This window comes from Streptomyces sp. NPDC101227 (assembly GCF_044767545.1).
GTDB lineage: Bacteria > Actinomycetota > Actinomycetes > Streptomycetales > Streptomycetaceae > Streptomyces.
Genome location: NZ_JBIWOD010000031.1, coordinates 32,874 through 45,428 on the forward strand (window position 1 = coordinate 32,874; position 12,555 = coordinate 45,428).

6 protein-coding genes are annotated in these 12,555 nt (G+C 65.3%); 2 read left to right on the forward strand and 4 right to left on the reverse strand.

Annotated features, from left to right (window positions below; translation table 11 throughout):
* Positions 1-68: 68 nt before the first annotated feature.
* The 3 genes from ACIRPT_RS39460 to ACIRPT_RS39470 form a co-directional block, all read right to left on the reverse strand.
* On the reverse strand, positions 69-2,978 hold the full coding sequence (locus tag ACIRPT_RS39460) for a DUF1156 domain-containing protein (protein WP_403836489.1): 2,910 nt from the start codon (positions 2,976-2,978) through the stop codon (positions 69-71).
* A 12-nt stretch (positions 2,979-2,990) separates the two neighbouring features.
* Entirely contained in the window at positions 2,991-3,389 is a 399-nt protein-coding gene (locus tag ACIRPT_RS39465; RefSeq protein ID WP_403836491.1) for a hypothetical protein, read from the reverse strand.
* Positions 3,390-3,466: 77 nt separating this feature from the next.
* Entirely contained in the window at positions 3,467-6,679 is a 3,213-nt protein-coding gene (locus ACIRPT_RS39470; RefSeq protein ID WP_403836493.1) for an ATP-binding protein, read from the reverse strand.
* 2,099 nt (positions 6,680-8,778) lie between these two features.
* Between ACIRPT_RS39470 and ACIRPT_RS39475 the strand changes: the two genes are divergently transcribed.
* Positions 8,779-9,054 (forward strand): endonuclease domain-containing protein, encoded by a 276-nt coding sequence (locus ACIRPT_RS39475; protein WP_403836519.1) that lies wholly within the window; start codon positions 8,779-8,781, stop codon positions 9,052-9,054.
* A 791-nt stretch (positions 9,055-9,845) separates the two neighbouring features.
* Here the strand turns inward: ACIRPT_RS39475 and ACIRPT_RS39480 are convergent.
* Positions 9,846-10,733 (reverse strand): hypothetical protein, encoded by an 888-nt coding sequence (locus tag ACIRPT_RS39480; RefSeq protein ID WP_403836495.1) that lies wholly within the window; start codon positions 10,731-10,733, stop codon positions 9,846-9,848.
* A gap of 549 nt (positions 10,734-11,282) precedes the next feature.
* Between ACIRPT_RS39480 and ACIRPT_RS39485 the strand changes: the two genes are divergently transcribed.
* Positions 11,283-12,365: a hypothetical protein gene (locus ACIRPT_RS39485; protein ID WP_403836497.1), complete on the forward strand. Its 1,083-nt coding sequence runs from the start codon at positions 11,283-11,285 to the stop codon at positions 12,363-12,365.
* The last annotated feature ends 190 nt before the right edge of the window (positions 12,366-12,555 follow it).

Consider the following 12,555-nt stretch of genomic DNA (forward strand, 5'->3'; position numbering starts at 1 on the left):
ATCCTGCGCCGGTGCCGCTGACTTGGCGGCGGCACCGGGAAACAGGGCGTCGTATTGCTCGGCCAACCTCACTCCATCTCGAAGAGCGCGTCGGGCTCGTCCTCGACCAGCGTGGCCACGTCGGTGGCGTCCGACAGGGTCACGTCGGGGAAGTAGAGCGTGCACAAGGTGTCAAGGCGCCCGGCCTCGGGCACGACCCACTCTCCCTTGACCTTGCTGCGCGGCATCGCGTTCACCAGACCCTGCAGGGTGGAGGTGAACCCAGCGTCGTTGATGTAGCCGTGCTTGTCGAGGAATCTCTTCGCCGCCGGCATGCCATCGTGCTCGGCGATGTACAGGGTTGTGTCGACCGCATCGATGATGTAATCGAACGAGGCAGCCTCGGGCCGTACGCCGGGGGCGTTGGAGTCGCCACCGCGCCGCACCCGCTCGCTCGGGCTGAGTAGCGTGACCTTGCCAGCGGACTTCGAGACCACCTTGGCCCGCTCGAGCGCGTCGACGTCGAGCCCACCGACGGCGAGCGCCAAGAGACGGGCGGTGTCGAAGGGGAACTCGCGGGCAGCGAAGGTGTCCCAGGCCAACAGCACGAAGTCGGTGAGTATGTCGACCTTCGCCGCCTTCCCGACCAGTCGGGAGCGGCGCAGGTCCACGATCTCCTCGCGTGCCAGGGCGAGAGCTTCCTCGGGGCGCAGCAGCTTGTCGCGCCCTTCCTCGTCCGGGGTCGAGGAGTAGACCGGCCAGCTTTGCGAGATCACTGAGAGCGTCGGGCCGTACGTCGACAGCAGCAGGTCGACGCCCTCAATCCCGTCGTGCTGGAAACGCATCGCCGCGTCACGGGCTGCACGACGAACGTCCTGCTCAATGTCATCGAGATATACCTTGACGCTGATGTCACGGTCGTCGCGTTTACGACAGACGAGCATGATCGTGGACTCTGCGGCGTTCACATTCGCAACGTGTAGCGAGTGCTCAAATTCCGTATTGATCGGCCACGACGTCTCGATGGTGAATCCAGCCTGCAAGAGTCCCATGCCAAGCGTGTCCCAGGCGTCAGCCTTCTTGTGGGTGAACATGACCGAGAGAACGCCGTCCTCGGCAAGCACTCGCTGGGACTCCTCGAAGATGCTGGTCATCTTCGTTTCGTAGTCGAGATCCGCAAGTTCACGCTTACGTTTACCCATCAGGGCGAAGCGCGCGGGATTCGCGACCGCTTCGTTCTCTTTGTCGGTCAGATCGTCGCGGAAGTAGTCCGGGACGAGTCGGCCGAGGGTCCGCTTCTCCCAGACGTAGAAGTAGTCGGCCAACTCGGCATACATGACGTTGTCGTAGTACGGCGGATCCATGCAAATGTGGCTGACCGATTCATCCGGAAGTGCCAGTCGTGCTGCACTTCCCTGTAGCACAGTTACATCGCGCTCAAGTCGATCCTCTAGGTCCGTCTCCGAGGCACCAGTCTCATCGAGCAGGCGTGCAATACCGCCATACGCATCGAGCAGTTGCTCAAGACACCATGAGTAGAGAGCTGTCGCGCCTTCAAACTCCGCGAAGGTCCACTTGAATGAGAAGTTATGCTTTTCAAAGACGCTGCGCATGCCCTGCCGGAAGATGTTCCACGAGCTTGAGCGTGAGTTCCAGTTGAGAGCCTTTCCTTGCATCAGCGCCAGCTCGAAGAGGACGGCCTCAGCCTGGTTCCCGAGTGAGCTCACCACCTCAGGAATGAGCTTCGCGAACTCGTCTCCGAATGTGCCGTGGACGAGTGCCTGCCTGGGCAGGAAGAAGTCGAGCCACGTGTTGATGCCGTACATACGGTGACCGCGGTCATAGTTGGCCTCTACCGGGATCTCTTCGGACGGCAAAACGTCCGTCGCCTGCCACAGCGCCTTCACCTCCTCAAGCTTCGCCTCAGCGGTAGCAATGGCGTCGAGGTCGGTCTGGGTGGGGGCGCGGAAGGTGCGCTCGCCAGAAGGCTTGCGGATGGCAACGGCGTAGAGGACCTGCTTCATCTGGCCAGCTTGGGCGGCCTTCTTGATGCAGTCGCCGTCGATGACGAGGTTGTCGTAGGGCGAGATAGCTTTGCCCCGCGCGGTGGTGCCGGTGGACGCGTCGGTCTTGTCGACGTCCCTGCCGAGGGAGACCTCGAAGATCGGCTCGGTGAGCTCAACGCCGTCGTGCTCGGTGAGCATCCGAACGGCGGCTTCCTTGCCTGCGGTCTTACGGAGCCACTTGTCGGTCAGGAGCGGCACCAGGCGGCCTGTTCGGGGGCATGGGATGGCGTTGGCGTACAGGTAAGTCGCGACTGTCTCAGCCTTGCCGCTCGGGAAGTACTCCTTGAGGCGCTCCTCGACGCGCTTGACGAGGATGCCACCCCAATTCTTGAGCTCTGGAAGAAGTTCGAGCCCGCGGGTCGCGGGAATCTCGACACCTGCTTTGAGCACGCTCGCGGCCACGCCGTTGAGGTCGTTGGCAACGACCGGAAGCCCGAGTCGGCTGGCGGCCCACGGAATCGAACCGCCACCGGCGGTCGGGTCTGCGATCACTGGCAGCTCGCCCCAGGTGTGGATCAGCACCGCATGGAGCAGGTCGATGTCCGTGCGCGGGATCGCGTTCCGGAAGGCTTGCTTGTAGGTGTAAGGGTTGGGGATCCGCTGGCCTGTCGCGACAGCGACGTCATACATGCGGCGGGCGGTGATCGGGTCACCCCAGATGCCGACGAGATGGAGGAGCCAGCGGCGGTAGGCTGCCTCGTCCTGGAGCTCGACGGCGTCGGGAAACGCGCTGGCAAGCTCTTCGGACCAGGCGGGCAGGACGCCGGCGAGGGCGACGGCGGCCGAGGCCACGAGGGGTCGGCGGGCCCACCAGATGTGGAGGAAGGAGAGCGGGGGGAGCGCGGAGGCGGCGCCGCGTTCGCGGCGCGACTCGATGCCGAGCTCAGCGACGGGGAGCCAGTCCTCGATGAGGACACGTGGTTTGGTGCTCATGGAGTGGCTCTTTCAGTTGTCAGAGAGGAGGGTACGGAGGGCCTTGCGAGCGCGGTTGGCGTCAACGCCGATGCACTTGGAATACCAGTAGTAGGTTTCCTCGGTGCTCATGGCGTTGATACCGGCGACGAGTGCACGGACGCGCTCGTGCTTGCCGATGGGCTGGCTGGCCATCAGGATCAGGGCCAGGCGTACGCCGTCGGGTTCGGTGAGCCGGATGGGCGCCTTGCGGGTGAAGGTCAGCACGCTGGGTTGGTGGCCCGATCGCCTTATGGCGGCGAAGAGGGCGTCGATGACGCGACCCGTCTGCTGCGGGGTGAGGGTGACGACGGCCGTGGCAAGGGCGGAGCCGACCTCCCCGTACGTCTCCTCGATGGTGAGGCCGTAGGTCTCGCCCCGGCCGGGCTGCACGACGAGACGGAAACCACGGACGCCTGTGACAGCAGCGAGTCGTCGGCTCGCGACAGTCATCGCACGCTGAAGGCTGGTCACTTGGTCACCTCAGCAGTCATCGTGGTGCTCTTCATGCCGAGCTTCTTGATGACGTCATGGATCTGCGCGAACTGCGGGTCGTCGACGTCGAGTGCCGGGTCGAATCGGAAGGTGAGGATGACGTCACCGACGACCTTGGTGGCGGCGGTGAGCGCCTTCTTGGCGTGGCCGTAGGCCATCTGGAAATTGGCGCGCTCGGCGGTGCCCTGGAACTGGATGCCGCCTCCAGTAAGCCCCTTGTATTCGGCGCGGATGGTGGAGCGGACCGTGATGGTCTGCTTCTGCAGCATTCCGAGCGAGGCCACGGCGAGATCGATGTCGCTCGTGCCGGACGCGGCATCCGCGCTCACCTTCACGGTGAGGGTCGAGATGGTGCGGATCGCGTAGTCGGAGACGGCATCGAGCAGGGTCTGCATGGCCGCGCCGCCGGGGCCGTTCGCGGTGAAAGTCTTGGAGGTGGCGGTGCGGGTGGGGACCTGGACGCCGATGTCGTCGGCGGTCTTGCGGGGCAGGATGTGGAGGGTGTCGAGGCCCTTGTCCTTGATCGCCGAGGGTGAGAGCGCCCGGACGCCGGCGGCAGGCTCGGTGTCGGTGACGACGAACCAGCCGTACTCGCTGGATTGGACGGCGGTGGCCAGCAGGTCGAGGACGTCGGTCTTGGAGGGCTCGCCGCCGCAGGCTGCCTCGAGTCGGGCGCGGAGGTCGGCGCCGGTGAGCTGGTCGTTAGTGAGAACCGAGCGGAGGTCGTTCTGGGTGGGTTTGCGGACCAGCAGGCCCCGCTTCTGCGCCTCGGCCATGGTCATGACCTCGGTGTCAGCGCTGAAGGTGATCGACATGCCGGCCTGGGTGTTCGCCGTGTAGGCCTTGCCGCTGGTCGAGTCGTAGTAGACCCAGTTGTCGTGGTTGACGCCGTTGACGATCGCGTCGCGCAGCAGGGAGGTGTTGCGGACGATGGAGGCCTTGTGGTCGGACCAGAAGTAGTCGGCGATTGCGGCTGTGCTCGTGGCCTCCTTGTTGGCCCAGGTGCGGGTGCGCAGGAAGGACGCGGTGAACGCGCTCGTACGGATCTTGTCCTCGTCAGTCAGCAGGGTGATGACTGCGGAGGTGGCATTCTTCGGGTCGCCCTGGGCCTGGGCGGGAAGCTCGCGGTGGCGCAGGTAGCCGGTGGTCTTCTCGTCGGCCGGGTAGTAGATGTGCTTGAAGCACCGGGTGACCGCGATGCGTGCCTGGAGGCGGGCTTCCTTGTCGTAGGCATCGACCTTCTTGCGGACCTCCTCGCTGAACTGACCCAGCCGGTGGGTGTCGGCCGCGAGGCTGTTGGAGGCGATCAGGGCGCGTGCTCGGTCCTTGAGGACATGGACCTGCTCGGCGTCGGCGAGGGCGAAAACCAGGGAGTTGCGGTACTTGCGCGGCGAGCCAACCGAGCCGACCTTGTCGAGCATGTCCACGATCTGCGCCGGCGGCTGGTCGGCGTGGCCCGGGTCGACGGTGACGACATCGTGGTCGAGCACGACCACGCGCAGCGCGTCCTTGTCCGGGATCTCAGCAGGGCCTGACGGGAAATGAATCGCGGCGACGCCACCGTCGTTGGCAAACGCCTTCTGTATCAGGCTGTCGACTTCCGCGGCGGCCGCGGTGTTGGCGACGTTGCGCTTCTCGGTCTCGATGATGGCGTTGACGTTGGGTTCGATGTTGAAGCGCCAGCGAGCACCGTCGTAGGACAGATGCCAGAAGACCTTCTCCGACTCGGTCAGCGCCTTCTCGAAGATGGCGGCGTCCTCGCCGGGACGCAGGGTGCCGACCAGCCAGTCGTTGCGGCCCGCCCCTGCGGTGGAGACCATCTCCAGGGAGTGGGTGAACACGGTGCGGGCCACGCGGGCGGCGTAGGCAGGCTTGCCGGGGAAGACCTCAGCGTCGACGACAGCCGCGTGGGACGCCTTGGAGGCGAAGTCGCCCTTGGCCACGCTCGCGTACTCGGCGCGGCCGAGGCCGTCGGTGAGGTGGTTGAGGACCGGCTCGTTGGAGTAGTCGATGTCGCCGACATTGATGATCGCCGTATCGGCGTTGGTGGCGTAGATGTTGGCCACGACCTCAGCCAGGAGCTTCAGGGCACCGCGGGCGCGCTGGAATTCGGATATGTTGCCCAGACGCTTATCGAGGACACGGACCAACTCGGGGTGGAACGGGTAGCTCTTGGTGACCAAGTCTCCGTAGGAAGCAGGGCGCTCGGCGCCACCGGCAAGCTGCTCGGTCTTGGCGAGCTGCTCGTAGAAGTCCCGATAGGCGTCCCCGGCGGCCCTGGCGGCATCCTCGTCGACGGAGGCGAAGATGCGCTTCTTGAGGATCTCTCCGATCTCATTGTCATCGGCCGGCTTGATCACCGCGCTCGGCTGCACCGCGCGAGTCAGCACGTCGCCGATCTCCTGGGCGGCCTTGACCGAGACGGCGTTGGCGGCGTCGGCCTTCTCTTTCTCTTCACCGGTCAGCTCGCTGATCTCGGTGGTCTCCGCGCCGAACGCATTGGTGGTCGCGGCCAGGGTGATGATGACCGAGACCTTGTTGGTCGGGTCGGAGGCGACCTCGAAGAGGTTGCCGAGGAAGACAGGGATCGCGCCGGCCATGCGGCGTACGTCCTCGCTCCCGGAGGAGGCCACCGCACGCAGGTACTTGGCGATCTCGTCGACGATCACCACCGTCGGCTTGCCACGGAAGGCAGCCTTGATCGTGGCGGTGCCCGGAGCGGTGCGTTGGGTGTCGTTCGCTTCCATCGCCGCGAACGCCACATCGCCGATCTGGGCGGCCATCTCACCCCACATCGTGTAGGTACGATGGCCGTTGGTCTCAATACCCGCAGTGGGGTCGAGGGCGTCACCGACCAGGGCCGCGACCTGGACCGGGCAGCCGGGAAGCAGGCCTGGGTCGAGGAACTCGGCGATGTTGGACGGCCGGGCACCCTTGGCGAGGTGGTAGACGGCGGTCAGGCCGTGCGTCTTACCGCCACCGAACGAGGTCGTCGGGCGAAGCACGCCGTTCTCCCCCGCGACACCCTTCGCTCCGCTCAGGCGGCCAAAGGTCTTCGTGAGCAGCGTCTTCAGGCCACTCGTGGGGTAGGTCTGCGCGAAGAACGCCTCCGCGTCGCCGTACACCGGATAGTGGTCCGCGTCGCGGACCACCTTGTCCAGCTGTGCTGCGAAGTGATTGTCCGCCAACCCACCTACAAGGACATCATCACGAGCCACGCAGACGCTACGCAGCGACACCAAACGTGCCACGAACACCCCACCCCAGAAGTTGACGGTCACTCAGGCACTCGGCTGTTCAGGCGGGATCCGCCTGATAGGCCAGATGACTCGTCAGCTTAAGTGAAAATGCGGTGTACAGACAAAGCTCCTGCGGGGTGTCCGCGTCCAAGCCGTTGCCCGTCACATGGTGTCAGCGTCGCGCCTCGCCAACCGATGGGGGCGAAGGCACTGGCCCAGGGCTGCTGGAGTTGCCACAGGACGCCTCGGCGGAGACAGAAGTGCGACGCCAGGCTGTCGAGCTGCTCCCTCGCGGCGAGGGCCATGAGGACTGCGCTGGCCGGGCGCACGTGGTGATGGCGGAATTGACCGCCGGCGCCTCGCCAGCGGAACGCGTCGCTTTGGCCGCCAGACTGAGCAGCATCGACCCACAGGGATGTCGGTCGGCAACCGCTCTGGTCCTCTCCGCTCTGGACGACGTCACGCTCCCGTCCCGGGCCCGTCTACACGCCCTTGCGCTTCTTGCGGCGATGGGGCCCGTCGTCCGTCGCCAATTGGTCGCTGACCTTGAGAAGTTGTACACCCGCCCGACCGACTCGGACGCTCACCGGCTCGCGATCCTCTGGAACGTCTCTCAGCGGGGCCGGATCTCCATCGCTCAGCTCAGGGCATCTGGGAAAACCTGACACAATGCCGAACGGGTATCGAGCGCGTTGCCATGGCGGCCGAGCTGCATAAATGAGGGTGGACCAGCGAATCGCGGTCCTCGCGCCTCCTAGCCCGCGTCGCACGCTCAGCGACCGAAGAGTCACAAGTCCGCGTGGCGGCTGCCCATGCCCTGCTGCGCCACGGCGCAGGCATGTCTCGCACCTCGGGTGAGGTTCTGCACCAGTTGGTGCGTGAGGGACGAGTCTCGCCCAGACTGGCCCTGCAGACGGCCCGTGATCTCGCTGCCGCGAGGGGCTTGCTTGAGGCACGGCGCGTGTTGAGGGAACTGATCCTCGACGCCACGGTACCGGACAGCCACCGATACAAGGCAGCCACTGTCCTCCTCATGGTCGACCTCACGTGCGGTCCGGATACCATGGCGGCCCTCCGCCACATGACCAGCGACCGTTCCCTGACGGAGCAGACACGCGACTGGGCGACCTACGCGGTTGCCTGCACCCGAGGCGGGATCCGCGCACCGGATGACCCGCCACCGGGTTCCTGGCTCCGCAGCTGAGCCACGCCCCAACGCCGCCAAACGTGAGAACTGCACTGCCATCTGCATCGCGGCCAGCTTCTCCCACCACGACCGTGTGGCCGTGTAACGGCTGCCCGAGCGCATCGACTTGGTGCGCGCTACCGCGCCTTCGAGGGCAGCCTGCTGAGCCTGCTGCTCATTGACTCCTCGCCCGGTTCGCCGAACGTAGCTTCGTCTCGACGGAACAGGAAGCGGGACGCAGCGGTCGGCAGCTCGCTGGCGGCTACAGCGGTCCCCCCGCTCGCGGGTGTCAGCCTCGCCCCGGATTGCTTGCGGGACGTGCACACGGAACTCGACGAAGCTCTCACAGCATGGGGCGAGGTCGAGGTGGCGCCTCTCCGGCACTACATCGCCTACTGATGGCTGATGAACATGGCATCGGTGATCTTCAGGCCGAAGCACGAAGCGATCTTGGTCTACCTCAGACTCGCCCCAGACACCGTCACGCTGGAGGAAGGCTTCACCCGGGGCATGCGTGGTATCGGTCACCTCGGGACCGGTGACCTGGAGGTACGCATCTCCTCGGCGGCTGACTTGGAGAGGGCGGGCCCGCTGATCCGGCGGACGTTCGAGGCTGGTCAAGACCGTGTCCTACATGGTGAGGCAGAGCAGACACGGTCCCGGGAGAGGCCGCATTCCCGTGACCGGAGCGATGTCAGTGCTTCCCGCTACCGTCGCGGATGCGAGTTTCATACGGAGTCCCTTTGACGCGCGACACCTTGCAGGACTGCGAGGGGTGCGGCATCACCGTCAGGTACAGGGGAGAGGGTCGACGTTCGGGGCATTGCCTCAGCTGTAGTCAGATGGCTCGACAAGGCCGCCGATACAACCTGACAGCAGGCGATGTGAGGCCATTCTGGAGTTACAGGGTGGCGTTTGCGCCTTGTGCGGCGAGAAACCGGAGAGGGAGGGCGCAAGCTCCTCATGCTGGCACATCGACCATGATCACCGGTGCCGTGCTCCGTCAGACTTCGCACGGTCGATCTGTGGAGGATGCGTCCGAGGCTTGCTGCACAGCGGGTGCAACGCTCGGGGTGTTGCCTGGCACGAAGCTCTCTCCCTGATCGTAGGGACTGGGGCCGCATGGACGACTACCTGACCAACTCGCCAGGCCGTCGTCTCCGCCTTGCTGGAGGGCTCCAGTTCCTGCGACGGGGCTTCGTGCGTGAAGACTCAGGTAGGTGAGGGTCGCTGCGGATTAGCACTTGGGCTCCCAGGAAGCGCATACCAACTCGTCTGGATGTCAGTGGTGTTGGCTACTATGGACGTGGTTGACGAGATCCTTGAAAGGCATGGTGCATCGGTGATGACTGCCAACCGCTACAGCGCTCCAGTCGAGGGGCAATAGGCGCGCCTGGCCGGCGCTCTCCTGTTGCGACGCCCGCTGGGCGGCGACGCTGTGACGTGAATCCAGCGCAGGCTGCACCCTGCCCTGATTCAGGTGACGGCGCTCCGACGGAGTATGGAGGGCCCTACTTGTCTGCCACCACTTCTACCTGCGACCACCGCGTGTATCACGTTGTCGTCGTCGCTCTGGTATCTGTCATCACTGGGCTGGTTGCGGGGATCAGCTCCGTTGCTCTTGGCCAGACCCCCCTCACCGCCGTAGCTTCTGGCGGCGCCGTCCTTGCCTTCACCTACGGCGCCGGCATGACCGCCGCATCGCACGTAAGTAAGCGTCAGCAGTAGCCGCTGCTCTGGGACGGCCGTCATGGCCGTCCCTAGGCCGTGGGCGCTCAAGATCCTGCTTGTAGTTCGCGATGGCAAGGACAGCCGCGGACTGCTCCTCAGGCTCAGGCTCGTGCCAGGTTCCACAGGTGTCGTCCCGCCGAAGCCGAGTGGTGGCATCTTGCCGATCCATGGTGATCGCCATGGACCGGCGAGACGCACCTACGCCGCGCCGAGGCCGGCGAGGACGCTCAGAGACAGGCCCTCCGTGAATCCCGATTCGGGAAGGCGTCGGAGGATCGCCTGCCAGAGTTCTGGGTCCAGTCTGGGGCCAGGCTGCTCCGATTCGGCCCGGAGATCGAGGACGGCTGTCTTGCCGTGGTCTCCGAGAACAAACTGCTGGTCCCCGCCAAGGCGTTCATCGGTGTCGCCGCGGAACCGTTTGAGATGGAGGGGGAGACCGAACGCCCGGTGGGCAAGCGCTGCGACGATGTTGAGCGGCCCGGGCCCCTGCCCACGAGCGTGAGAGGAGCGCAGGACCAGGCACGCCGTTCCACCGCCGCCGTGGTAGCCGTCGGCGAAGAAGGTGTTGGACACGGTGTGCAGGAGGGCAACTCTGCGTAGCAGCCCGCTGCCAAGCCACGCGCCACGTCTCTGTACCTGCGTGAATTCATCATCCACGTCCTCCCACCTGGCGTGATGTGCGCGCTCCGCGTCAGTCCACGCACTTGGCGAGGACTGCCAGCACAGGAGCCTGGGATTCGGGTCGATCCAATTGCCGATAATCCTTGCGACAGCGTTGCGCCAGAGGGTCGCTGGCAGGCCGGTCAGACGCAACCGGGTGGGCGCACCGAGCACGCGCAATTCCACCGCCGTACGGTCGCGTCGTGTGATGCGCAAGCCGGGCACACCGTGGACCTCGTGGTCTGAGACGTACGTGGGTAGCAGGTTGAAGAGGATCTCGGCTGCCCGCTCTTCGCTCTCCACTCGAAGGACGATGCCGTCCAGCTCCGGGTACACCGCAGCGATGCCGAGGGGATAGCGGGTGTAGTGGTTCCGGCATTCCCAGGAGGCTGACGAGCACGCGCGCCTCCAGGAACTGCTGATCACCCGTAGCGGCTGCGGGGATGGTAGGCACTTCAGGATCAAGCAGGTCGATCGCGCGGCGGGCTTGTTGGACGCTCTCGCCTGTGTAGCAGCGCCGGAGCAAGGAGACGTCTTGTCGCATCGTGCTCATAGGTCTCTCCTGAACGCCTCGGCCCAGGACGTGCGGAAGTCGAGATCCCAATGGATGCGTGGAGGTGTCTGGAAACCGGTTCACCCGAGCCTGGAGACAAAGGGGCCGATGTGTCTCCGGGGAGCGGTGGCTAACCGCACTGGAAACTTAGCAGAACTCATGCCCGCCTTTCCCTATTTCGCGAATCCAGACGCGTCCTTACACCCGGATGGCCGCAGGTGCTTGCCGTAGCCGCCACAGCCCGACTACGGTCCGGTCCGGGTTGAGGGACCCCTCGTCGTGCGCCTCCGGATCGATCGCGCAGCGTGTCGAAAGCCCCAGGTGCCCTCTCTGTACTGCTCTACCTCGTAGGACCTTCGTTCTCGCAGGCAGTGCTCATTCCGCGCTGAGGATCCGGCAGCGCATGACGGAAGGGAACTGTCGTGCCCAAAAGCGAATTGATCGACCTGTGCCGCCGCTACACCGGGGAGACCTGGTCCGGCGCGAAAGAACGCATCGAGCGGTTGCCCGAAGGAAGCCCGCTCATCCCTGCCGCCAGAGGCGAGCAGGCGTTCCTTGAAAGCCAGGTGCTTCGGGCCCTGCTGGACCACCCCACCAGCTACACCACCCGCCCCCTGCGCATTCTGCGCGTCATCCCCGACGAGTGTCGTCCCGTCATCCGCTTCGCGGCCGACTCCGACCCCGACGGACTGGCCGACATGATCGCCTGGGGACTTTTCTCGTCCGGAGGCAAGCACGACCTGGGTGGGATCAGCGGTCTACGTGTGACCAAAGCGGGCCACGGCAGGCTCGACCTCGGGCTGCATGGAACCGCTGCACGCCTTCGGCTTGAGGGCGTACCAGATCGATCCTGGGCGCAGGCGGAGGAGTTCCGGTACCTGACCGCGGCCGAGCACAGCGAGCAGTCGCCGTGCAGACACCCTGGTCTGACGCCGGGCGAGCGGGCCTTCGCGCACGAGCACGGATGGGTCGTGCAAAGGTGGAGGGAGACAGCAGCTTTCGGCAGCGCCCTGCTACGTCGCCTGCTGATCTTCCGTTCGGGAGCCGACTGGCTCGACATGGCCGGCTTCACCAAGCACACCAACACTTACGGGTTTCGGCTGACCTTCGCCGGAGCACGCTGGACGGACCACGACGTGCTCGTCAAGCACCTCACCGATCCGCTCTGCGGAATCGCGCTCAAGGAGGACATGCGCACCTGCTCTTGCGCCTACAGGGAGAAAGGCTGTCGTCTATGGTTCGACGGCCCCGAACGTGCTCCCGGGCGGCTCGACTTGCAGATGGTCGAGGCCGGTCCGGACTGTGAGGTCGCCGAATACAACCAGGCCCTCACCTTCACCGGTAGTCCGAACAGCCACATCACACGGGTGACGGGGAATCCGCCGGGCATGACAGCAGGCTGTGCCCCGAACTGCCACCGCCTTCACGACACGGTCGAGCACCTGCAGCGGGTGATCGAGAGCCGGAAGAAGGAGCTTGATCGCCTTCGGCGGAAAGCTCGTTGACGACTCCCGGACGACGAGTCACACGCTCCTCGACCTTCTACACGCAGCGTGTCCTTACCGGAACGTCTCTCGGAATCGCGTGTTACACCTGCGCGAGGCGCAACTACGACGATGGGCGGTCGGAGCCTCACTGGGCTCGATGCTCCGACCGCCAGGACGGCTGACGGGCGGTCGCCCCAGGGGTAAGGCG